This is a genomic window from Geobacter sp. 60473 (genome assembly GCF_036323535.1).
Lineage (GTDB): Bacteria > Desulfobacterota > Desulfuromonadia > Geobacterales > Geobacteraceae > Geobacter > Geobacter sulfurreducens.
On sequence record NZ_AP028967.1, the window covers coordinates 2,095,748 to 2,119,042 of the forward strand.

The 23,295-nt window shown below is 61.4% G+C and carries 22 protein-coding genes and 1 riboswitch; of the genes, 8 read left to right on the forward strand and 14 right to left on the reverse strand.

Annotated features, from left to right (window positions below; all coding sequences use genetic code 11):
• Positions 1–139: 139 nt before the first annotated feature.
• Positions 140–1,789 (reverse strand): methyl-accepting chemotaxis protein, encoded by a 1,650-nt coding sequence (locus AABA48_RS09465; RefSeq protein ID WP_286350245.1) that lies wholly within the window; start codon positions 1,787–1,789, stop codon positions 140–142.
• A 272-nt stretch (positions 1,790–2,061) separates the two neighbouring features.
• On the opposite strand from AABA48_RS09465, the gene AABA48_RS09470 reads away from it, so the two are divergent.
• The 5 genes from AABA48_RS09470 to AABA48_RS09490 all read left to right on the forward strand — a co-directional run bounded on the left by AABA48_RS09470 (position 2,062) and on the right by AABA48_RS09490 (position 5,643).
• On the forward strand, positions 2,062–3,096 hold the full coding sequence (locus AABA48_RS09470) for an agmatine deiminase family protein (protein ID WP_286350246.1): 1,035 nt from the start codon (positions 2,062–2,064) through the stop codon (positions 3,094–3,096).
• Positions 3,084–3,968, forward strand: coding sequence for a carbon-nitrogen hydrolase (locus tag AABA48_RS09475; RefSeq protein ID WP_286350247.1), 885 nt, complete (start codon positions 3,084–3,086; stop codon positions 3,966–3,968). Before AABA48_RS09470 ends, AABA48_RS09475 begins: the two co-directional genes overlap by 13 nt.
• A gap of 9 nt (positions 3,969–3,977) precedes the next feature.
• Entirely contained in the window at positions 3,978–4,511 is a 534-nt protein-coding gene (locus AABA48_RS09480; RefSeq protein WP_286350248.1) for a DUF2721 domain-containing protein, read from the forward strand.
• A 69-nt stretch (positions 4,512–4,580) separates the two neighbouring features.
• Positions 4,581–5,183 (forward strand): hypothetical protein, encoded by a 603-nt coding sequence (locus AABA48_RS09485; RefSeq protein WP_286350249.1) that lies wholly within the window; start codon positions 4,581–4,583, stop codon positions 5,181–5,183.
• Positions 5,184–5,364: 181 nt separating this feature from the next.
• Positions 5,365–5,643: a cytochrome c7 gene (locus AABA48_RS09490; RefSeq protein ID WP_010941687.1), complete on the forward strand. Its 279-nt coding sequence runs from the start codon at positions 5,365–5,367 to the stop codon at positions 5,641–5,643.
• 58 nt (positions 5,644–5,701) lie between these two features.
• Here AABA48_RS09490 and AABA48_RS09495 read toward each other — a convergent pair whose 3' ends face one another.
• Positions 5,702–7,207, reverse strand: a complete 1,506-nt coding sequence (locus tag AABA48_RS09495) for a glycogen synthase (protein WP_338270060.1) — start codon at positions 7,205–7,207, stop codon at positions 5,702–5,704.
• Between the two features lie 171 nt (positions 7,208–7,378).
• Here AABA48_RS09495 and AABA48_RS09500 point away from each other — a divergent pair, with 171 nt between their 5' ends.
• Entirely contained in the window at positions 7,379–8,032 is a 654-nt protein-coding gene (locus AABA48_RS09500; RefSeq protein ID WP_014551508.1) for a hypothetical protein, read from the forward strand.
• Positions 8,033–8,109: 77 nt separating this feature from the next.
• Here AABA48_RS09500 and AABA48_RS09505 read toward each other — a convergent pair whose 3' ends face one another.
• Positions 8,110–9,411 (reverse strand): NCS2 family permease, encoded by a 1,302-nt coding sequence (locus AABA48_RS09505; protein ID WP_014551507.1) that lies wholly within the window; start codon positions 9,409–9,411, stop codon positions 8,110–8,112.
• A gap of 144 nt (positions 9,412–9,555) precedes the next feature.
• A riboswitch (cyclic di-GMP riboswitch) is annotated at positions 9,556–9,639 on the forward strand.
• A 78-nt stretch (positions 9,640–9,717) separates the two neighbouring features.
• Between AABA48_RS09505 and AABA48_RS09510 the strand changes: the two genes are divergently transcribed.
• On the forward strand, positions 9,718–10,269 hold the full coding sequence (locus AABA48_RS09510; RefSeq protein WP_286350251.1) for a hypothetical protein: 552 nt from the start codon (positions 9,718–9,720) through the stop codon (positions 10,267–10,269).
• 57 nt (positions 10,270–10,326) lie between these two features.
• Here AABA48_RS09510 and AABA48_RS09515 read toward each other — a convergent pair whose 3' ends face one another.
• The 10 genes from AABA48_RS09515 to AABA48_RS09560 all read right to left on the reverse strand — a co-directional run bounded on the left by AABA48_RS09515 (position 10,327) and on the right by AABA48_RS09560 (position 21,059).
• On the reverse strand, positions 10,327–10,884 hold the full coding sequence (locus AABA48_RS09515; RefSeq protein ID WP_286350252.1) for a hypoxanthine-guanine phosphoribosyltransferase: 558 nt from the start codon (positions 10,882–10,884) through the stop codon (positions 10,327–10,329).
• Between the two features lie 133 nt (positions 10,885–11,017).
• The gene (locus AABA48_RS09520) at positions 11,018–12,658 is read right to left on the reverse strand and encodes an aspartate:alanine exchanger family transporter (RefSeq protein ID WP_010941681.1); all 1,641 of its coding nucleotides are present in this window, start codon (positions 12,656–12,658) and stop codon (positions 11,018–11,020) included.
• Positions 12,659–12,669: 11 nt separating this feature from the next.
• Positions 12,670–13,092, reverse strand: a complete 423-nt coding sequence (locus AABA48_RS09525; protein WP_286350253.1) for a hypothetical protein — start codon at positions 13,090–13,092, stop codon at positions 12,670–12,672.
• Positions 13,093–13,122: 30 nt separating this feature from the next.
• On the reverse strand, positions 13,123–13,842 hold the full coding sequence (locus AABA48_RS09530; RefSeq protein WP_286350254.1) for a Smr/MutS family protein: 720 nt from the start codon (positions 13,840–13,842) through the stop codon (positions 13,123–13,125).
• A 12-nt stretch (positions 13,843–13,854) separates the two neighbouring features.
• Positions 13,855–14,724: an OmpA/MotB family protein gene (locus AABA48_RS09535; protein WP_286350255.1), complete on the reverse strand. Its 870-nt coding sequence runs from the start codon at positions 14,722–14,724 to the stop codon at positions 13,855–13,857.
• An 85-nt stretch (positions 14,725–14,809) separates the two neighbouring features.
• Complete coding sequence (locus AABA48_RS09540; RefSeq protein WP_014551502.1) at positions 14,810–16,024, reverse strand: DUF401 family protein; 1,215 nt, start codon at positions 16,022–16,024, stop codon at positions 14,810–14,812.
• 95 nt (positions 16,025–16,119) lie between these two features.
• Positions 16,120–16,848, reverse strand: a complete 729-nt coding sequence (locus tag AABA48_RS09545) for a hypothetical protein (RefSeq protein ID WP_286350256.1) — start codon at positions 16,846–16,848, stop codon at positions 16,120–16,122.
• A 48-nt stretch (positions 16,849–16,896) separates the two neighbouring features.
• Positions 16,897–18,417, reverse strand: coding sequence for a lytic transglycosylase domain-containing protein (locus AABA48_RS09550; RefSeq protein ID WP_286350257.1), 1,521 nt, complete (start codon positions 18,415–18,417; stop codon positions 16,897–16,899).
• A 144-nt stretch (positions 18,418–18,561) separates the two neighbouring features.
• Positions 18,562–20,229 carry a GTPase HflX gene (hflX, locus tag AABA48_RS09555; protein WP_286352529.1) on the reverse strand — a complete coding sequence of 556 codons (1,668 nt, stop codon included), beginning with the start codon at positions 20,227–20,229 and terminating at the stop codon, positions 18,562–18,564.
• Between the two features lie 59 nt (positions 20,230–20,288).
• Positions 20,289–21,059 carry an enoyl-ACP reductase FabI gene (locus tag AABA48_RS09560; protein WP_286350258.1) on the reverse strand — a complete coding sequence of 257 codons (771 nt, stop codon included), beginning with the start codon at positions 21,057–21,059 and terminating at the stop codon, positions 20,289–20,291.
• A 145-nt stretch (positions 21,060–21,204) separates the two neighbouring features.
• On the opposite strand from AABA48_RS09560, the gene AABA48_RS09565 reads away from it, so the two are divergent.
• The gene (locus tag AABA48_RS09565; RefSeq protein ID WP_286350259.1) at positions 21,205–22,857 is read left to right on the forward strand and encodes an HD domain-containing phosphohydrolase; all 1,653 of its coding nucleotides are present in this window, start codon (positions 21,205–21,207) and stop codon (positions 22,855–22,857) included.
• A 31-nt stretch (positions 22,858–22,888) separates the two neighbouring features.
• Here the strand turns inward: AABA48_RS09565 and AABA48_RS09570 are convergent, their stop codons facing one another.
• Entirely contained in the window at positions 22,889–23,137 is a 249-nt protein-coding gene (locus AABA48_RS09570) for a hypothetical protein (RefSeq protein ID WP_286350260.1), read from the reverse strand.
• Positions 23,138–23,295: the final 158 nt, after the last annotated feature.

The window sequence follows — 23,295 nt, forward strand, 5'->3', positions numbered from 1 at the left end:
CAATTGATATCGGCAGGAAATCTGACGGGACTATCAGGAATTTCCTGATATGCCCCCGGCAGTTGCCGTCCACGGCGGGTCCGGGAACAGAATAAAAAACCCGGCGGATGCCGGGTTTTTTATGGGTATCATGCGCTGGTCAGGAGAGCTTGAACTTGTACACCAGGTCCTGCAGTTCCTCGGCCAGTTTCGCCAGCTGTTCGGCGGCCTGGGCCGACTCTTCGGCGCCCCGCGCGGTGAGCTGGACCACCTCCGTGATCTGCTGGATGTTGTTGTTGATCTCGCCAGTGGTTGCAGTCTGTTCCTCTGCGGCGGTGGCAATCTGGCTCACCTGCATGGTAACGCCGCCGATCTGCTCCAGGATCGCCTGCAGGGCCTCGCCCGACTTGGATGCGTCCGAGGTTCCCTTTCCCACCTCTTTGACCCCCTCCTCCATGGAAGTGACGGCGCCCTTGGTTTCCCCCTGGATCGCCTTGATCATCTGGGATATCTCCTTGGTAGCCTTGGTAGTCCGCTCGGCCAGGGCCCGGACCTCGTCGGCGACCACGGCGAAACCGCGTCCCTGTTCGCCGGCGCGGGCGGCTTCGATGGCCGCGTTGAGAGCAAGGAGATTGGTCTGGTCGGCGATGTCCTGGATGGTGCCGATGATCTCGCCGATCTGGTCGCTCCGCTCGCCCAAAGATTCGACGGTGCGGGCCGAATCCTTCACCCGCTCGGCGATGCGGTTCATGACGGTCAGGGTCTCCTGCACCACGTCCGAACCGTTCTCGGCCCGGTCGTTGGCGTGTCGGGAGCTTTCGGCCGCCAGAGAGCAGTTATGGGCGATCTCGGCCGAAGTGGCGGCCATCTCTTCGCTGGCCGTGGCCACGGTGGCGGCCTGCTGGGCCACCTCTTCGGCGCCGGTGGACATCTGGGTGGAGGTGGCGTGGAGCTGGGTCGCAGCGGCCGTCACCTGGGAGGCGTTGTGGGCAACAAGGCCGATGATCTCATTGATCTTGGCCGCGGTAGTGTTCACCTCACGCGCCAGCAGACCCATTTCGTCGGCGCTGTCAACGTCGGCCCGTGCTGTCAGGTCGCCGGCAGCCACGCGGGTGAGGACATCAAGCACCTTGTTGAGGGGACCGCTGATGGAAGCGGCAATGGCCATGCCTGCTACGGCTGCGAAGCCGAGCACCCCCAGAATGATCACCACCATCATGATGAACGAAGTACGGTACGAGGCCATGTCCTGCTCGTACATCTTATGAGATTCGGCGATATTTTCCTGCACCATCGAGGCAATGATCTTGGCCGGGGTGTCGTAGAGGGGGGCCACGCTCTGGGTGGCGAAGATCATGGCATCGGCCCGGCCCACCTCGTCTCCCTTGGCGGTAGCGGCCTTGATCAGCTCGGCGAGCCGTGTCCCTTTTTCCACATAGGATTCAAACCCACCCTTGAACTCAGTGAGGGATTTCTTTTCGCCTTCAGTCAGGTCCTGCTTGCCCAGGTCGTCGAGTGTCTTTTTGATCCTGTCGGCGCCCTTCAGGAAATCCTGCTCCTTGCCGCCGATCTTTTCCGCATCTTTCAAGGCAAGCATGTAGACGAGCGCCAGCCTCATCTCGAGGAAGTCGCTCTTCATACCGGAAAGCCCCGCCACGTGCTCCATGCCGATGTTGGCTTCCTTCACGCTGCCGCTCAGGTTGCGCATATTGTATAGCGCCACCGATCCCAGCACCACGAGCCCCAGACACCCGGCAATCACCAGGGCGAAAATTTTCGTTCTCACCTTCAAGTCCCGCCATCCTTTCATCGTATCCATCTCCTTCCTGGAAAGTAATTATCCGATTCGGCATGACAAACTAATGCCTCTACTGATTTACTCAACCATATCGGCACTGTCCGGCTAAACTTTAGTAGAAAGCAATTCAATACCAAAAAGATAACAATTACCCACTGGTTCGGGCATCACACCTATACAACCTTTTTTCAACTCATCTTGTTCCGGAAATGACCATTGCATTCCGTGCGTGATTTTCCTAGACTTACCTCTTCAATCATCCCATGACGTTAGGAAGTATTTTCATGACCATACGCCTCCCCGCAGAGTGGGAAGAGCAGGACGGGGTGCTCATTGCCTGGCCCCATCCCGACAGTGACTGGCAACCCTGGCTCCGGCTGGTGGAGCCGGTCTTCGCCCAGATCGTCCGAGAGATCACCCGGTTCGAGACCGCCCTGGTGGCCGCGGCCGACGGGGAGCGGACCGCCGCGCTTCTGGAGGCCGTGGGCGCCCGAATGGACCGGGTGACCATCGTGGAGCTCCCCACCAACGACACCTGGGCCAGGGACTTCGGCCCCGTTACCGTGGAGCGGGACGGTCGTCCCGTTTTGCTGGATTTCGGCTTTAACGGCTGGGGTCTCAAGTTTGCCGCCGACCGGGACAACCTGGTGACCCGGCGCCTTCGTCATTTGGGCATTTTCGGCGATACCCCCGCCGAGACGGTGGGGTTGGTCCTGGAAGGGGGAAGCATCGAGAGCGACGGCCGGGGCACGGTCCTCACCACCGCCGAGTGCCTTCTGAACCCCAATCGCAACCCCCATCTCTCGCGGGCGGGGATCGAAGAGGCCCTTGCCCGCCACCTGGGGGCCGAGCGGGTCCTCTGGCTCGAAAACGGCTTCCTGGCCGGCGACGACACCGACTCCCACGTGGACACCCTGGCCCGCCTGGCGCCGGACGACACCATCGTCTACGTCCGCTGCGACGACGCCACGGACGAGCACTATGCGGCCCTCTTCCTGATGGAGAAGGAACTGGCGAACCTGTGTACCCGCGAAGGGAGCCCCTACCGCCTCATCCCGCTTCCCTGGCCCCGGGCCTGCTTCGATCACGAGGGGCAGCGGCTGCCGGCCACCTACGCCAACTTTCTCGTCATCAACGGCGCCGTGCTGGTACCGGTCTATGACGACCCGGCGGACGAGGCGGCCCTGGAGGCCATCGGCCGGGCGTTTCCGGGCCGCGAGATCGTCGGCATCGACTGCCGGCCCCTCATTATCCAGCACGGTTCGCTCCACTGCGTAACCATGCAGTTGCCCAAAGGAGTTCTTCCATGTCCAAACTGAGCGTTGCCCTTGTCCAGCAGAGCTGCACCGCCGACAAGGATCTGAACCTGGCCAAAAGCATCGAGAACATCCGCAAGGCGAGCGTCCTGGGCGCAAAGCTCGTGGTGCTTCAGGAGCTGCACACGGGTCCCTATTTCTGCCAGAACGAGGACACCGCCCATTTCGACCTGGCCGAGCCGATCCCCGGCCCCACCACGGAACTGCTCGGCGGCGTGGCCAGGGAATTCGGCGTGGTGCTCGTTTCCTCGCTGTTCGAGCGCCGGGCCCCGGGGCTTTACCACAACACCGCCGTGGTCTTCGAGAAGGACGGCTCTGTGGCCGGCACCTACCGCAAGATGCACATCCCCGACGACCCGGGCTACTACGAGAAATTCTACTTCACCCCCGGCGACCTGGGCTTCGAACCAATCCGGACCTCGGTGGGAAAACTGGGGGTCCTGGTCTGCTGGGATCAGTGGTATCCCGAGGCCGCCCGGCTCATGGCCCTGGCCGGCGCCGACATCCTCATCTATCCCACGGCCATCGGCTGGGACCCCCGTGACGATGACGACGAGAAGATCCGCCAGAAGGAAGCCTGGGTCACCATCCAGCGGAGCCATGCCGTGGCCAACGGCATTCCTGTGGTGAGCGTCAACCGAGTGGGACACGAGCCGGATCCCTCGGGAGTCCTTCCCGGCAGCCAGTTCTGGGGTTCGAGCTTCGTGGCCGGTCCCCAGGGCGAGATCCTTGCCCAGACATCCAACGACGGCGAGGAATTGCTCATCACGGAACTGGACCTGGCCCGCAGCGAGGCCGTCCGCCGCATCTGGCCGTTCCTGCGTGACCGGCGCATTGACGCCTACGGCGACCTGCTGCGCCGCTACCGGGACTGAGAGGCCCCCATGCTCCAGGACAAGGAACTGCTCGAAGCCCTCTCCAGCGCCCGGGTGCTCACCTCCATGATCACGCCGGCGGTGCTCATCTCCGCCGCCGGCACCCTTATCTTTTCCACCTCCAACCGCCTGGGGCGAGTATTCGACCGGGTCAACAGCCTGAAAAGCGAGATCGAGTCGGTCCTTGCCGGCACGCTCCCCTTTGCCACGGCCCGGATGGAATTCCTGAAGGTGCAGGTACAGAAACAACGGGTCCGCGCCCGGCTCATCCAGCACGCACTGGCGGCCCTCTATACGGCAACGGCCCTCTTTGTGGCGTCAAGCCTCGGCATTGCCTTCAACGTGGCCTACGGCAGCAGGGAAACCAGCTGGATACCCACTGCTCTCGCCCTCTCCGGCGGCCTCTTCCTCTTCGCCGCCAGCGCCATCCTCATCTACGAAAGCCGCCACAACCTCACCTTCATCAACCGTCACATCGATTTCGTGGAATATCTGGAAGAGCAGTACGGCAAGCAGAACGGAAAGCCCACGAAAGACATTTGAAAACAGCTTTCAATTTGCTACACTAGTACTTAAAAGATGGCCATATTTCCTTTGTGAGGAGGTCGTGTCATGGTCGGAGGCATCGGCATGGGTGGAGTAACCCCACCACAGTCAGCGGAACGGGACCGGCGCAACGACGAACTCCTCCGCGGAGCGGAGCGAAAGAGTGACAAGGACGTCCGGAATGAGGTCAAGGACAGGGTAACCATCGGTGAATCCTCCGACGAAACCAAGGAACTCACCTATGGCAAGCCGCTGGACCGGGAGCAGATCCTCGACTCGAAGTTTCTCATGCTGCGCGAGTTGGTGGCGAAGACCTTCACGGACCAGGGCATTTCCACGACTATCGATGTGGGCGAGGGGAAAACAGTAAACCTGGAGGACCTGACCCCTGATGAGGCGGCAAAGCTGGTGGCGGACGACGGGTACTGGGGGGTGGAACAGACATCGGACCGTATCGTTGAATTCGCCACATCCCTGGCAGGCGGTGACCCGGCCCTCCTGGAAAAGATCAAGGAGGGGGTTGTGAAGGGCTTTGAGATGGCCAAAAAGGATTTCGGCATGGAGTTGCCCGAGATATCCCGGAAAACCTTCGAAGCAGTCATGCGGAAGCTGGATGAGTGGGCCCAGCAGGCGGGCGCAGAACCGGAGGGAGAGACAGCGGCTACCTGAGGCCGGTGCCGGAAGACCTGCCGGCACGGGTGAACGGCAGTGGAGTGGTGATTGACCGCCCGAGTTGGCAGGTATTCCGGCACCAGCCTAATAAATAAAGAAAAATGTGCGGTGCTCCTTGCAATGAGGCCGTCTCCCCGTACAATTGGGGGCAGACTTTCGTACTCAAAGGAGGAGCACCATGAAACGACTGATAGCAGCCGCAGCACTCACCCTGTTCTGTGCCGGCCTCGCCGTTGCCCACGACAAGGTCGTGGTCCTGGAAGCAAAAAACGGCAACGTCACCTTCGACCACAAAAAGCATGCCGGGGTGAAGGGCGAGTGCAAGGCCTGCCACGAAACCGAGGCTGGGGGCAAGATCGCCGGCATGGGCAAGGACTGGGCCCACAAGACCTGTACCGGCTGTCACAAGGAAATGGGGAAAGGCCCCACCAAGTGCGGTGAGTGCCACAAGAAGTAACTGCTGAGTTCTGGAGAAAAAAAGAGGGGATGGCCAGTGGCTATCCCCTCTTTTTTCATCATCCCCCGAAGCGCCGGACAAAGACCCCGACGCCGAGCCGTTTGCGCAGGGCCCGGCAGTAGAGTTCCTCATACCTGGCCGCCGAATCCTCCCAGGTGAACCGCTTTGCCATTGCATTGCCGATGAGGGCTGCCATGGCGTCCTTGCGGCGGAACCAGGTATGCACCGCCCACCCCACCGTATCGAACAGGGCATCGGCATCGTGGCTCCAGAACTTGAAACCGTTGCCGGTCAGGTTCTGTTCCTCGAAGTTCTCCACGCTGTCGTCGAGCCCCCCCGTGGCCCGGACAATGGGCAGGGTCCCGTAGCGCAACGAGTACATCTGATTGAGCCCGCACGGCTCGAAGGCCGACGGCATCACGAAGAAGTCGCTCCCCGCCTCGATCCGGTGGGAAAGCCCATTGTTGTACCCGATATACAGGCCGAACTTCTCAGGATATTCGTTTCTGACATCCCCGAAATAAAAGTGCGACCAGGGCTCACCCGCCCCCAGCATGACGACCTGAACATCCAGGGCAAGGATACGGTGAATAGCCTCGGCCAGGATATCGATTCCCTTCTGCTTCACCAGCCGCCCCACCAGGCCGAACAACGGCACGTCCTCCCGTTCGGGCAGGCCGAAAAACCGCTGCACGTCACGCTTGCACAGCTTCTTACCCGACAGGTCGGAGCGGGAATAATTAGCCACGATGTGCGGGTCGGTCTCCGGGTTCCACTCCTCGTAATCGACGCCGTTGAGGATACCGACCAGATCGGCGGACCGTGCCCGCACCACGCCGTCGAGCCCCCACCCGTACTCCGGCGTCTGCATCTCCCGGGCGTATCCCTCGCTGACGGTGTTGAGGACCGTGGCGTGGTAAAGCCCCCCTTTGAGCAGGTTGGTCTGGTTGTCCTTTTCGAGCCCCAGAAAGGTGAAGTGCTCCCAGCCGATGCCCAGGACCTCCATGGCACCGGGGTAGAAATTGCCCTGGTGCTGCATATTGTGGACGGTGAGCACCGATGCGGCACCGCCCACCAGCGGGTCGTCACGGTAAAGGGTGTTGAGGAAGACCGGCACCGCGGCAGTGTGCCAGTCGTGGGCATGGAAGACATCGGGGGCGAAGCCGATCATCTTGGGCAGTTCCATGGCGGCCCGGGAGAGGAAGATGAACCGGTTGTCGTTGTCCATGTACCCCACGTTGTCTTCCTCGTAGAGCCCTTCCCGACCGTAGTACCCCTCGTGTTCGAGGAAATAGACCGGCACGGCGGAGCCCGGAAGCCGTCCCTCCCAGACGCCGCAGTACTGATTGCCCATGATTCCCATGGGAACCACGAGCACGCCGGGAAGCCGCTCCAGCCCGAACCGCTCCGGGTCGATCCGGGAGTAGCGGGGCATCACCACCCGCACATCGTGCCCCATATGGGCCAGGTACTTGGGCAGCACCCCCACCACGTCCGCCAGTCCCCCTTCCTTGGCAAAGGGGACGCACTCGGACGCGGCCATGAGGATGTTCAGTCGTGTCATATCAAACACTCCGTGTTGTGGAAATGGAAGTCAAACCGGGGAATTGTAGCCCGAACCCCCGGAGGCTCAAAGTAAAAATTCCATGCCGCTGCAATCTCTTCGTTCCTGCCGGGCCATAACCTGTGATAGGTTCATGGATACCATCTTCACCCCCCTACAGGAGAACCAGCAATGACCGACCTGCCCCAATCCTCCGGCGAACGCCATATCGAACGGATCATGGAGGAACTCGATCCCTCATCGGAACGCTTCCAGGTACTGGAAACCGCAAAAAAGTTCAAATCATCCTGGGTGGAGCTGGGCGACCGGTTGCTCGGCGTGAACAACCGCAATCTCTACCGTGACTGGGGATACGGCAGCTTCGAGGAATACTGCACGAGGGAAATCCGCATCAAGAAGGAAACGGCCCAGAAGCTGACGCTGGCCTACCGCTTCATGGAGCAGCACGAACCCCAGCTCCTGGCACGGCGGGAAGAGCCCCGCCCCCTTCCCGACTACCGCTCCATCGACCTCCTGCGCCAGGCCCGGGAAGAAAAGGGGTTTTCCGATCAGGAATACGCCGACCTGCGCAAGCGGGTCGTGGAGGAGGAGCGGAGCCACCCCACGGTGCTCAAGCAGTTCAAGGAGGTTGCCAGGAGCCGTCAGGAGCCGGTGCGGGACCCGGCAGTCACGGTCAGGGGCGCCCTTGCCGCGGCCCGGCGCCTCGAAACAGCCCTGGCAGGGGTGGACGGGCTGCCGGACGGCCACCGGGAAGCGGTGAGAGGACTGGTTGCCCACCTGGAGAATGAACTGGAGGAACTGGCCGTGACGGTCGAGCACGGCTAAGGCTTCCCGCCCCGACGCAAAAAGGCCCGCCACCATGTGCGGGCCTTTTTGCGTCGGAAGTCCGCCGCGCTTACAGCTTACATCTTGGGGAAAAACACGAACAGCAGCACCGCAAGCCCCGCCAGGACCCACATGCCAGCAGAGACTTGGTGTCTCTTGCCGGCGGCTGTCTTGAGGAGGGGATAGGTAAGCAGCCCCGTGCTCATGCCGACGCCGATGTTGTAGGTGAAAATCATCAGCACGATGGTAAGGAAAGCGGGAACCAGCTCGGTGAAGTCCTCGAAGTCGATCCGGCGGAGCGGCTCGATCATGAAGGACCCGATGACAATGAGGGCGATGCCGTAAGCATGGGGAGGAACGATAGTGAAGAGCGGCGCGAAAAAGAGGGACAGCAGGAAGAGACCCGCCACCACCAGGGCCGTGAAGCCGGTGCGGCCCCCTTCTTCAATGCCGGTGGCCGATTCGATGTAGGCGCCGGTAGTGGAGGTGCCCAGCAGCGGCGCCACGGTGGTGGCAAGGGCATCGGCCAGCATCGGTTTCTCGATCTCCGGCAGGTTCCCCTTCTCATCAAGCAGATCGGCCCGCATGGAAAGGCCGATGAGGGTGCCCACCGTATCGAGGAACGCCATGATGAAGATAGTGAGGACCACCGGGAAGAAGCGGATGTCGAGGGCATCGCCGATGTTGAGCTGAAACAGGATCGGCGAGAGATCCGGGGGCATGCTCACGAATTCGGTCGGCATGGGCGTCACCCCGCAGGCCACCGACAGGATGGTGGTGGCGACGATGCCGATCACGATGGCCCCGTGAATCTTGCGCGTCATGAGAAAGACCGTGAGAAGGTAGCCGAAGACCGCCAGGAGCACCGACGGAGAGGCAATGTTGCCCATCTTGACCGGCGCACCCGGCACGCCGAGGGTGACAAGCCCGGTTTCGTTCAGGCCGATGAACGTGAGAAACAGGCCGATGCCCACGGCAAAGGCGCACTTGAGCGAGAGCGGGATCGCCTCGGCCAGCCAGCTCCGCACCTTGAAGACGGTCAGGACCGTGAACAGGACGCCCGCCACGAAGACCGCCCCCAGGGCAGTCTGCCATGAGTAGCCAAGGACCTTCACAACCGTGAAGGCGATAAAGGCGTTCTCGCTCATGTACGGGGCGATGGCAAAGGGGCGGTTGGCGTACAGGGCCATCACCACCGTACCGAAGACCGCGGCCACGATGGTAGCCGTTGTTGAGGGGCCCCGTGGAATCCCCGCCGCCTCGAGAATGGCGGGGTTGACGATGATGATGTACGCCATGGTCAGGAAGGTGGTGATCCCCGCCACCGTCTCCTTGCGGTAGGTGGTGTTGTAGCGTTCGAACTGAAAAAAATGTTTCATGGACGCCTCAGAAAAATGGATATGAGTTTCGGGCGGTGCTCAGGGTACCAGGGGGCAGCCCCCTGTTCTGTGACGCCGCTCACAGCAAAATCATGCTGCTACGGGCTAGAATTGCTCAAAAGGTCCGTAATCCGTTACGCACTGTTTTCGAAGAGGTAAACCCCGGGTAACCGGGGGGCACAAAGCTGCGGGTCCCGCCAGAAAGAGCGGGACAGCCGGGTTGGCGAAGAAACAGTACCGCGTCCCACAGGGGCAGGCTGTTTCTTTTTTTTTGCCCGCACCCACCACACACACGAAGGAGGAACCATGAAAGCGGCAGTACTGAGTCTCATCATCCTTCTCGCGGCATCGGCATCGGCCCTTGCCCAACCGTTGCAGGTGGTTCTTGCAACCACTGCAACGGCTCTTACCGGCAGCGTCATCAAGCCGGCGCCCACGGAATTCTACGGCCTCGAAGTCGTGCTGCAGCTCCCCGTGGGGATCACGCCGAAACTGGACCCGCTCACCCCGGGCAAGTACTTCCTCGATCCGGCGACGGTCGTCATGGTGGACAACAGCATGCTGAACACCGGCACGCTCGTCTCATCCGCTCTGACCCCCTCGACGGATCCCAGCGTGGGCGACACCGTGAAGTTCTTGCTTGTCAATCCATACGGGGTCAAGTTCGGGACGTTCGGCTCGCTCTGGTTCGACTTCAAGCCGGGATTCGTGCCGAACTACAACGCCACCACGCAGAATGTCAGCAACGCGGACATCAAGGTCCTGAGCTATCGAGTGCTGGACGTCTCGGGAACCGAAATTTCCACCGACCAGGCCGCCGCAAGCATCAGCAAAACCTTCGTATGGAAGCAACCCTAATCGGTGCCCGAGCCGTTCAGGGCGGACCGAAGTCGTCCCCCGGCCCGCCCTGAACGGCTAGTACCCCTTCACCGCATAGATCCCCGGCGCGTTGCGCCAGTATCCCTTGTAATCCATTCCGTAGCCAAAGAGGAAACGGTCCGGTGACACAAGCCCCGTAAAGTCGGCCTTCAGCCCCGGCCGGGCCTTCCGGTCATGCTCCTTATCCACGAGCACGGCGGTGAAGACCTCCTCCGCCCCCTCCTGCCGGCACCATTCGGCAATGGCGTCGAGCGTTGCACCCTCGTCCAGTATGTCATCCACGATCAGTACCGTCCGTCCTCTCAGGTCCACAGTGGGCCGCACCCGCCAGTCGAGGGATTTGCCGAAGATGTGGTGCCCGTAGCGCGTGGCGTGCAGGTATTCGATCTCCAGGGGGAACCCGAGCCGGGGCAGCAGCTTGCCGGTGACGATGAGCCCCCCGTTCATGACGCAGAAAACCAGGGGATTGGCCTCGGCCAGACGTTCGGTGACCGCGGCGGCAAGCCGGCCGATGGCGGCCTCCACCTCTGCTTCGGAAAAGAGACAGTCGGCCTCTTGGTAGACTTGTTTGATTTCATCGAGAGTTACGGACATGAAAGACCTCGCGGAAAAATGGTGATCGCAGGCTACAGTAGCCCAAGGCGCTCGCATTGACAAGCAGGTTGACATGAAAACAACCAAACCATTTCACCACGCCCCGACGGGAGTGGCTGAAGCCGGCAGGACATCACATGAGCATCGTAAGCAGTATCTGCACAATGAGAATCTTGCTGATGGTCGCCACGGGATAGACTGAGGCATAGCCGATATTGGGGAGATCGTTGCCGGTCTGCTCCAGGGCGTAGCCGAGAACGGCGGGTTGGGTCTGGAGGCCGGCGACCATACCGATGAGGATGCTCATGGGAATTTTCATGAGTTTGTGGCCGATCCAGAGGGTGGCGAGGGCCGTAAGACAGGTGACAACCGCACCGGCGGCGAAGATGGCCAATCCGCCCCCCTTGGCGAGGGTGGTGACGAAACCGTAGCCCGCCCGTGTGCCGACTCCGGCAAGGAACAATACCAGGCCGATCTGGCGCAGGGTCATGTTGGCGCTGTAGGGCAGGCTCCAGACCATGGAGCCCGACCGGCCGATGGTGCCGAGAATCAGCGCCACTATGAGGGGCCCGCCGGCGAAACCGAGCTTGAGGGTGATGCCTCCGGGCAGGGGAATGGGGATGATGCCGAGCAGGAGTCCCAAGGCCAGTCCCAGGCTGAAAGTGAGGATATCCACCTCGCTTACGGCCCGGTAGGAATCGCCGAAAAAGGCCGTCACTTCTGCCATGTGATCGCGGTGCGTGACAACACGCACCCGGTCGCCAAGCTCGAGGACCATGTCGTCATGGGGCAGGAAGTCGTCGTCGCCACGCCGCACCCGCGTAACGGTGGCACCGTAGTTCTCGAACAGGTTAAGCTCTCCCAGCTGTCGCCCGGCTACCCGGGGATTCGAGACAAAGATCCGCCGGTAGTCGTACTCGCTCCGGTCAACGGTGATCTCTTCTTCGCTCACTTCCCCCAGAAAGGCGGCTACCCGCCGCAGCTCCGTCTCGGTCCCCACTGCGGTAACAAGATCACCCGGCTGGAAACGGACCTGCGGGCCGGTGAGAAGATATGAATCCCCGCGCCGGATCCGGCCGAAAATCACGTCCCACTTCTCATGGCGGGCCAGCTCGGCCACGGTGTGGCGCCCTGCTCCTGGCCAGGCGATGCGCACCGTCATGCTGCGCAGCGCCTCCGACGCGGTTCCGGCAAGCCTGAGCCGTTTCCCTTCCTCGCCGTAATCGACGTTCCAGAGCTTCTGCACCAGACTGATGGCGAGCACCACCCCCATGACCCCCATGGGGTAGGCCACCGAGTAACCCACCACCGGTTCGGCCAGCAGCAGTTCTCGCAGTTCCGGCGAGGCGATGTGTTTGATGGTTTCCAGTGCCCCGGCCAGGGCGGGGGTATTGGTGAGGCTTCCGGCGAAGAGGCCGGCGGTGACGGTCCCCTTGAACCCCAGGAGTCGTTGGGCTCCCACGACAAGCCCGGCAGCGACCAGGAGCATTCCGATGATCAGGGCGTTGTTGCGGATTCCCTCGCGTTTCAGGGATGCCACAAAGGCGGGGCCACTGGAGAGGCCGATGGTGTAGACAAACAGGGCAAGGCCCAGGACATAGACGATTTCGGGGAGCTTCAACTCGGGATGGAGCGATCCCATGGCCAGCCCCACGAAGAGCACGGCCGCAACCCCGAGACTCGATCCCCGGATTTTGATCCTGCCGAGGGGATAGCCGATTGCCGCCACGAGAAACAACACAAGAAGAGGGTTTTCAAGGAGGATTGAAAGCATGGGAGCGGGGCTCACATCCGGAGCGTGGGCTTGATGGTGTCGGGAATGAAGCTCTCGGCTGTGCGCCACCCCTTGCCCGGCACGTGAACGAACTCGAACCGGTAGGCAATGAAACCGAGGAGGTCAAAAGGAGGCGGCATGTCCGGGTCGTACCGGACCACCTTGTAGCCGATCAGGTCGCCGACTGAGGGGGCGCGCGAGGACTCCTTGAGGGTACACGCCTCGATCACCTGGCCACCCCGGCTGTTGGCCAGACGGATGCGAAAGTAGCGCTCACCCTCGTGACTTACACGTACAAATTCTTCCACCAGGGCGGGTATCACCGCTTCGAGGAGAATACGGTTTCCCAGATTCCGGCAGGCATAATCGAAAGCGGCTTCGGCGCTGTCGAAGATGGCTGGGGCCGCCTTTTTACGTTTGAATAATCCGAACACAGCTGCCTCCTGACCGATCCGGGATCACCGCTAGCCAGCCTTTATTCCCCTCGTCCTGAGAAAAGCGACCACTGCGCCGCTGCCCCCCATGTCCCGGGGGGCAGGAGCGAATTCGGCCACCATGCTCTTGCCCTGTTCCCGGAGCCAGGACAGGACCGCCCCTTGGAGCACCGGCTCACCGGGGGAATTGTTCCCTTTCCCCGTAATGACGAGAACAGCCTTCTGCCCCCTTCGATGGGCACCGGTGATGAACCGCTCCAGGCTCACCACGGCCTCTTCCCGGGTGAGCCCGTGGAGGTCCAACTCCAGATCGATCCGTATCTGGCCGCTCTTGAGCTGGCGCAATCGGCTCACCGGGCGGGAAACGCCGCTGTCGCCCGGCAGGCTCTCGCGAAAACTCACGTCAAGCTTCAACCGCGCGATGGCTTCGGCAAAGGCCGCCTGGTCGGCAACTTCCAGCTCCTTGACCAGATCATCGTCAGCGGCCCGGGCCTGCCCGGCCGGCTCTTTCCGCCGGCGTTGCTCCGACGGCCCCCTGCCCGACCGATCCATGCGGTTCACACCGACCATTTCCCTCAGGAAGAGATTCAGATCGTCGGGCTCCGCCGTGCTCCGGGCCGGAGGAGCGGCAACCGGCGGCTGTTTTTTCTCCGGCTCGGCCGGCTCGGGACGAAATCCTTTGAGGCCGCTGAAGGGGCTGGGGGAGAACTCTTTCGTCTTCTGTCCGGATTGCATGCTTTTCTTCTTCATGGACATCGCGCGTCAGGGGGCATCCTTCGGCACAAGGATGATCTCGATGCGCCGGTTTTTGGCCTTGCCTTCATCGGTATCGTTGGGAGCGACGGGGTGATACTCTCCGTAGGCCACGGCAGACAGCACGGCGGGATCAATTCCACGGCTCTGGAGGAATCGGGTCACGTTGATGGCGCGGGCCGAGGAAAGCTCCCAGTTGGTGGGGAAGCGCTTGGCAAGGTTGCCGACGATCTGAACGTTGTCCGTATGTCCTTCGATCCTGATGGCCTTGTCCGTTACATCCTTCAGGATCTCTACCACCTTCTGGAGTATGTCCATACCCGCCGGTTTTACCTCGGTTTTGCCCGAGTCAAAGAGAATTGCGTCCACCATGTTCACCGTCAGCTTTCCTTTGAGCTCGGAGATGGTCACCTGTCCCTGGGCGATCTCGCCCTTCATCTTGTCGAGCAGGTCCTCATAGGTCTTGCTCACTTCCCGGACCTTCTCCTCCTTGGCTTTCTGGGTCGAGGCGATGTCGGCCTTCAGGCGGGCATTCTCGGCTTCCAGCTGGCTCACCTTCTGGCGCAACTCCACAATATTCTGGGAAAGCGAGTCAGATTTCGTCTGGAGCACCTGCTGGAGCTCCCGGTTGTCAGCGGTGAGCTTCTCCTTGTCCTGGGCAAGACCGGCTGCCTCGTCCTTGAGCTTGGCAAGCGTCCCCTTGAGCCCTTCGTTCTCCGAGGACAGGGCTGAATATTTCTCCTGAAGCGTCGTCAGTTCCTTCGACAGATTATCGGCTTCCTCGACTTTTTTCAGATACTTTCCCTCGCCGACAAGACAGCCGGACAGCATCAGGGACGAGAGAGACAGCATCGTCAGGATCAGTAATCGTTTCAGCATGGAACCCTCCTTTTCGCTCTGCAGCAACCGGCACGGCCCCCGCCGATGAACGGCGCCACGGACGCGGGCTGCATCATGTCTGGAATCATTGAAAAATATACACCGGCACCACGGCTGCCGCAAGCACAAGGGCCTGGGGAATCCACAATCGGTGATAAACCTTGGTCATATCCGCCCCGAAATACTCGCGCGTAAGGACGAGACACAGATGGACCGGCGAGATCATGACCCCGGCAAACCCGCTTCCGAACGCAAGCGAAAGCAGTCCTAAAGACGGGGCGTCGCCCCCCATCAGCGGCATGAGAATCGGAAAGGTGATCCCCACGAAGGCTACGGTGAGACCGGTCATAATCCCCGCAAGGAATGGAATGACCGTAATGATGAGCACTGCCGGCAGGCCGCTCTCGGCGAAAAAGCGCGAGATGCCGTCCAGCGCCCCGGTCAGTCGCAGTGTCTCCTGAAAGATCATGATTCCGAAGACGAGGGTCATGGCCTTGAGCGATATACTCTCCCCGAGGGACCGGACGATGGCGGCCGGCGAATACCGGTGGGCCAGGTACATGAGCACGGTCACACCACCCATGGCCGGGACTGGATTGACCCGGAAGACAACCACCAGGACAAGGGCGGTCATTATGGGCGATATGGTAACGAGGAACACCCGAAGCGCCTTCCCACGCCCCACGGATGTGCTGCTGCCGGCCGGAGTGGGGCCAACCCCCGAAAAGGCGAACAATCCCCCCCAGAGAACCACCGACAGGGCATAGGGAAGGTTCGCCAGGACGATCTTCTGGTAGGGGATATGCGCCAGTCCCGCCACAAGAATAATGCCGGGATAGAGGGGGGAGACGTATTCCCAGATATGGCGATACCAGTAGTTGACGAACGCCTTCTGGTCGGCGGGTATCGACAGGCGGGACGCAGCCTCGCTCACCATGGGCGCCGAAAAGACCGCTCCGCCCGGAGAGGGCAGCATCCCGATCATGGCCGGCATGGATGCCATGACGAACCGGGCGTCGGGGAAGACCTCGGACAGGCTTTCGACCATCCGCTTCAGGGTGCCGGTGGAGCGGAGAATATTTTCCATGATCATGGTGAAAATGAGGGTGGCCGTCATCTCCAGCGAACTGGGAGAGACCAGCGCCACCCACGCCCCGGCGAGAAAATCGAGCGGCGGAGTCAGGTAGAGAAGCGCCAGGATCGCCGCTCCGATGAGCATCACGAGTCCCAGGTGCATCTTGCGCCGCAGCAGGATGACCACCACGACGAGGACGGCGAGAATTCTGAGGAGATCATTCATGTCCGGCCCGGAGAGAGGGTTGGGTTACCTGCCCGCGAACAAAAAAAGGGACGGAACCGCCCCTTTTCGTGCTGCCTTGCGTCAGACGGCGACGTCTACTTCCGGATGAACCGCCGCTTCATGCCCATGGCGGCCGCCTGTTGCTTCATGACGACGCTCTGGCGCTCCAGGTGAAACTGAAGCCACATCTCGCCGTAGTTTTTCATCTTCATTTTCTTCCCTTCCTTGAGCGCCTCAAGGTTGGCGGTCAGCTTGTCGTCGCCCGGGATCTTCTTGAGACCACGCTCCAGGACCTCACGAGCCTGCCCCAGATCCTCGCACTCGGTCCAGCAGTAGGCATACACGCTCCAGAGCAGCGACTCCTTGGGGCTCCACTGGACCGCCTTCTCGAAGGTCTCCTTCATCTTGTCCCGCTTGTTCCGCTTCATGTAGGTGATGGCGAGCATGGCCACGGCAACCCAGTTCTTGTTGAAGGCCTTCTCAAGATAGGGAAACGCACCGGAGAAATCCCGTTTCAGGTAGTAGATGATGCCGATCTGGGCGTTGATCTGCCCCTCCACGTAAATCTGCCAGCGAGAGTAGCGGAGTCCCTCTTTCAGGTCGCGGATCGCCTTTTCCACCCGTTGGGCCTGGATATCCCGGGATGCGCTCTCCATGAGGGCAAGAACCTTTTTCATGACCACGCGGGAGATGAGGAGGAAAGAGCCGCCGAATAGAATCAGTCCGACAAGTATGGCCCACCACCAGGACGAGGTGCCAGCGGCGAGGATGATGACGACAATGGCGACAAGGGCGATCGCGCCGGAAATCAGGAAGTTGTACATTGCGGATGAAGTCCTTTCATTCGTGAGTGCAGTGAAGAATAGAGCGTGCTAGCTGTTCTCCCCGCCGTCGACCGGCACCATCGACCCTTTTTTCTCCACATACTTGGCGACGATGATCCGCTTGCCGGGGTGAAGGGCCATTTTGCCCTTCAAATTATTCCATGCTGCCAGAATCCGTTGGGAAATGTTGAATTTCTTGGACAGCGAGGCGACGGTGTCGCCTTTCTTGACCGTGTAGTACTTGTTGAATGCGCGGGACTCGTCCTTCTTCGGCGACGCCTTGGCGACGGTCCTTTCCGCGGCATCCTCCGTCGCGACCGGCACCGGCACCAGCAGGGTGCGGCCCCCGAGCTTCGAGGTCGGCTTCAGTTTGTTAACCTCGGCCAGGGTCTCGGCAGTGGTGCCGTAGCGTCGCGCGATCGCCTGCAGGGTATCCTTTTTCTTAACCCGGTAGCGGCTGTAGACGATCCGCTCGACGTAGCGCTGGTCCGCGGGGAGATGGGCGTATGCCTCCTCGAAGGACGTGCGCTTTCCCTTGGGGATTTTGAGCTCGTAGTCGGGGTAGTCGGGAGGTGTGCACCAGCGGCGCAGTTCCGGGTTCAATTCCTTGATGGCCTTGACATCCACCTCGCAGAGTTTGGCCACCAGGTCCAGATCGGTGCGCGAAGGAATGGCAACTAAGTCGAACTCGATGGGGGGAAGATACGCCACATCGGCGAAGCCGTAGCGGGCCGGCTCCTTTGCGATGATGGCGGCGGCCAGGAGCTTCGGCACGTAATCCTTGGTCTCCCTCTTCAAATACGAGCCCTTGGATATTTCCCAGAAGTCCCGCGTGTTGTATTTGTCGATGGCGCGCAGGATCTTGTTCTCGCCGGCGTTATAGCCTGCCGCAGCCAGATACCAATCCTGATTGAAGAGGGAGTAAAGCTCCTTCAGGTACATGGCGGCGGCAACGGTCGACTTGAGCGGATCGCGCCGTTCGTCGATCCATTGGTCGATCCTCAGGTCGTAACGTTTTCCCGTGCCCGAGATGAACTGCCAGGGGCCCACGGCGCTCGCCACGGAAACCGCATGGGGCGTAAAGCCGCTCTCGATCATGGCCAGGTAGACCAGATCCTCGGGAAGTCCTTCCTTCCTGAGAACCTCGCGCATCATGGGAATGTATCGTTCGGAGCGGGAAAGCCAGCGGGAAAAAGACTTGCGGCCGGAGGTCTGGAAATAGGAGATGAAGTACTCTACCTTGCCGTTGAGGGCAAGCGGGATGTCCGATTCGGGGAGGTCCTGGCCGGGGAGCTGTAGTTCGAAATCATCCTCAAGGGATGTCTCGTCCTCCACGACGATGAGCTCTCCCATGGACGGCTCCAGCGGATTCGCCCGGCGCCCCTCGGCGAGAGAGGCAGCCTTTGGCCGCGCCGATCCCACGCGGGGAAGAACTCCCGACAGATCGGTCTGCAGTGAACCGCTCCCCAGGGAGGTCAACTCCCGCAGGGGGTTCAAGCGAAGATCGGATGCCTGGGCAATGGGTGTAAACAACAGGACTATGGCCAGCAGGAAAAAAGATCGATTCATGGGAGCCCTTCCACGCACTTTCGCGAGGGAATAATGTGGGAAGCCGGTGCCATGCCGGATGCGGCAGTATAGTCGCATTTCACCAAACTGTCAAGATTAGGAGACTTTTAGATGATAACCAACTGAAGGGACGGGCGTTTCGGCTCAGGAGAGCTCGGGCGGCGCATCCTGCCCTGCCTCTTGGGGCCAGAAACGCCGCTCCATCTCCAGTAGGAGCGGTTCAAGGCTCGAGCGGTCTGTCGCGCTGATGGTGATGGCCCCGTGACGGCGGGCCAGCTGGCGGATCTTCATGAATGCCAGAGGGGCCTTCCGCTTCAGCTCAGGCACCAGATCCCCCTTGTTGAAGACCACCAGGCGCGGTTTATCGCCAAGCTTAAGCTCTTCGAGGATCTTTCCCACCTGCTCGATCTGCTCCTCGATGCGGGGATTGGCGCAGTCCACCAGGTGAAGGAGGAGATCCGCGTCCTGGAGTTCTTCCAGGGTAGCCTTGAATGCCCCCAGCAAGGACGCGGGCAGGGAGCGGATGAAGCCGACCGTGTCGGTGATGATCACCTCGCGCTCCCGGGGGAAGCGGAGCCGGCGGGTTGAAGTATCGAGGGTGGCGAAGAGGAGATTTTCGGTAAAGACGTCGCTCTTGGTCAGGGCGTTGAGCAGGGTCGACTTCCCCGCATTGGTGTAACCCACGATCGAGACGATGGGAAGGCCGGCCCGAACCCGCTTCTGACGCCGCTGCTGGCGGCCCCGGGAAAGCTCCTCGAGCTCCCGTTCCAGCTTGGCGATGCGGTCCCTGATGCGGCGGCGGTCAATCTCCAGCTTGGTCTCGCCTGGCCCCCGGCCGCCGATCCCCCCCATCAGGCGCGACATCTGCACCCCGCGACCAGTGAGGCGCGGCAGGATGTACTTGAGCTGGGCAAGCTCCACCTGGACCTTGCCGTCGAGACTGGTGGCCCGGCGGGCAAATATGTCGAGGATCAGCTGGCTCCGGTCGATAACCTTGAGTTCGGTCAGGGCCGAGATGGAACGAACCTGGGCCGGGGAAAGCTCCTGGTCGAAAATCAGAAGCGTCGCTCCCAGCTGAAGCGCCCGGATCACGACTTCCCGCATCTTGCCCTCCCCCATCAGGTAGCGGGGATTGAACTGGCGGGGACGCTGGATCGCGGTATCGAGAACTGCCACGCCGGCGGTGCGGGCCAGCTCCCGAAGCTCGTCCATGGAATCCTCGGCCTCCTCCCGGGGATGTTTCGTGACCGAGATGAGGATTGCCCGTTCCGTACCGGCAGCGACTTCCCGGGAGTCGGTGGCGACGGCCTTTTCCAGAGAGCGTTCGAGGTTCGAAATAAAGGCGCCGAAATCCATCCGGTGGGCGGCCAGCGGCTCGGCTGACTCCACGCGGTAGGGATGGGCACTGTCATCGGAGGGATTGAGCGATGCGGTCTGGATGGCGAGCCGGCGGTCGTCATCGTGGACCTGGATGACCGCCATCAGGTCGAACCGCAGGAGTGCCAGGTCGGTGAGGTCATCCTCGGTAAAGGAACCGCCCCTCAGGTTGGTGTGGATGTAGCGGAGCCCCCTCAGGAGCCGCCGGCCCAGCGGATACTCGGACAGGTCGGGGATGAAGAGGCCCCGTTCATCGCCGATAATGACATACTCGACGGAGCCGTGGCGGTTGACGAGAATCCCCACCCGTCGGCGGATGTCCCGGGTGATATCCACCATCCGGGCCGCCAGTTCGGGGGTGATCAGTTCGTCGGGCGGCACCTTGCGCCGGTAGAGCCGTTCAAGGGCCGCCACCTGGCTCGGCTTGAGCCCCATGAGGTTGCCGTGCAGCTGTTTGATTGAAAACTCCTTGAGGCCGGCAGCGGCCTCGTTTTTCAAAGTCCTATGATATTATACCCGCTGTCGACGAAGTGCACCTCCCCGGTAACCCCGCTTGACAGATCGCTGGCCAGATAAAGAGCCGCACCGGCCACTTCGTCCTGGCTGATATTGCGGCGAAGAGGCGCTTTCTCGGCCACGTGGCCGGCGATCTGGTTGAAGCCACCCACGCCTGCTGCGGCGAGGGTCTTCAGAGGACCTGCAGAGATGGCATTGACGCGAATGCCGTCGGGACCGACGGCCTCGGCAAGATACCTGACGCTCATCTCCAGGGCCGCCTTGGCGACCCCCATGACGTTATAACTCGGGAAAACCTTCTGGCCGCCATAGTAGGAAAGCGTGATAATGCTCCCCTGCCGCTCCTTCAGGAGGGGATGGGCCCCCTTGGCCAGGGCGATGAGGGAGTAAGCGCTGATGTCCATGGCGAGGGAAAAGCCTTCCCGGCTGGTATTGAGAAAGGACCCCTTCAGTTCGTCCTTGTTGGCAAAGGCCACCGAATGAACCAGGGTGTCGAGCCCTCCCCACGAATGCTCAATCCGGGCGAACACTGCCGTAATGTCGTCATCGCTGCGAACGTCACAGGGGAGAATGAGGCTCGCCCCGATGCTTTCGGCAAGCGGGATCACCCGCTTGGCCAGGGTTTCGTTGGCATAGGTGATCGCCAGATCGGCCCCTTCCCGCCGGAACGCCTGAGCAATGGCCCACGCGATGCTTTTCTCGTTGGCGATGCCGAAGACGACCGCCTTTTTGCCCTCCAAAAGACCCATGAATCCGCTCCTCTCTACCGGATGCTGTCACCTGCGCCGAACACTCACCTCGGCTCGGCGCAGAGGGGATAGTAATACAAAAAAACCCCCTCGTTGGCAAGACATATGGCTATTTTATGATACAAGTGTGAATGGGGAGGACGCCATGACCGGCACCTACACCGAACTCATCGAGGGAAGCGAGCGGTTGAGCGGGCTTACTGATGTGGACGAGGTAATCAAAGACCTCTCCCGCCTGCTGCGCAAGCTCGTCAAGACCCGATGGATCGCCGTCTACTTCTTCGACCGGGAACGGAGGGACTTTGCCCCGGCCCGCAGCACGGGACTCCCCGCCAGCTTTGTTCCCGTGTTTCGCGAGATGCCGCTGGCTCCGGACAAGATACCCCTCCTGAAAAGCATGCTCCGCAAGCGGCAGCACCTGATGCTCACAGACCCCGGCTCCTCGGACCTGCTCACCCCGAAGCTCCGGAAACTCCTCAGGAACCTCTGCGTCCTGGCGGTCCCCATGGTGGTCAGGACCCAGGTCATCGGTGCCGTGTTCATGGCCCGTACCCGCGACAATCCTCCCTTCTCCGCCACTGAAACCGCCATCATCCGCGACCTGGTCTCCCACGCGGCACTGGTGGTTTCCCACATGCAACTCTTCGACGAGTCCCTGGACATGGCCCTGGACCTGGCGGGCCGTATCGACGTAATCCTCACCATCGACGAAATCAACAAGGCCATCTCCTCCTCTCTCTCTCGGGAAAGGATCATGGAGACGGCCATGGCGCAGGTGGAACGGATCACCGGTTGCGAGTTCGTGGCGATCCTCCAGGCTGAAGGAGGAGGACTCAAGGTCATGTCGTCCCATGCCTCGGGGCTTGAGATCCCCGCGCCCCTCCGCCCCGGCGCGCCCCTTTCGCTGACGGGCTGTACCGCCTGGACCGCCTTCCGCACCGGCCGCAGCGCGGGCATCGCCGACCTGGCCGATGACAGGAAGGCCGGCACCGTCACCCGGACCCTTCTGGCCGCTGGTATCCGGTCGCTCCTGGCCATTCCCCTCATGTCGCGCGACCAGGTCAAGGGTGTGCTGCTGCTGGGCGACACGGAACCCGGCACGTTCGCCCGCGGCGAGACCTTTACGATCGAGAAGATCGCGTCACAGATGGCGGTGGCACTGGAAAACGCCCGGCTCTATGAAGACATGCGAAGCCTGTTCTTCAACACCGTGTCCAGCCTGGCCAATGCCATCGACGCCAAGAGCCCTTGGACAAAGGGACACTCGGAGCGGGTCATGCACATTTCGACCCGCATCGCCAAGGAGATGGGGCTTTCGGAACAGGAAGTTGAACAGATCCGGCTCGGGGGGCTGCTGCACGATATCGGCAAGATCGGCGTCATCGAGGCACTTCTGGAGAAGCCGGCGCTCCTTTCTGAGGACGAATTCCCTCCCATGAGGCTCCATCCGGAAAAGGGGGTTGCCATCCTGGCCCCCATCGCCCAGCTGAAGGAGGTGCTCCCCGTTATCCTCTACCACCATGAACGGCTGGACGGCTCGGGCTACCCCGAGGGGCTCACCGGCGATCACATCCCCCTGGGGGCACGCATCGTGGCGGTGGCCGACTCCTTCGACGCCATGGTGTCGGAGCGGCCCTACAAGCATGCCAACACCCTCACGGAGGCCCTGGAAGAGCTTCGTGCCGGCGCCGGCAGCCAGTTCGATCCGGTCGTGGTCGAATGCTTCGCCAGGTATGTCAAGCGGGTAATGGGCAAAGGGGGCGGCAACACGCCCGGTGTGCTCTGGGAAGCTGCCTGAAGGGATCAGGGGGTGAACGGCGGGCGACGGTTTATTCCGTCTCCTCCGGCGGGGCTGCAGGGGCGGGACTCACCGGCCCGCGGGCACCACACGCTTCCTCCAGCCGTTCGAGACGCTCCTCAACGCGACCGAGACGCTGCTCCACCGAATCGAGAAGCTCCAACGCCCGCTCCATCTTCATCTTGACTGCAAAGACCGCGAAGGGGAGCACCAGCCAGACAGCCACGACAAACAGGCCGAGAATCGCCATCATAACCATCATGCCGCCGAAAATTTCCATCTCTTCGCTCCCGGGGCGCTGTTGAGCAACCTAGACCCGTTGAAGCGTACCTTTCACCTCGCGAAAAGTCAATCATCTCGAAGGACTGTCCTCCCCGGCGACGCCGGGGTAGCACCAAAATAAATGCTTGCGTTTTTCCTGCCCCATGCTACTATGCC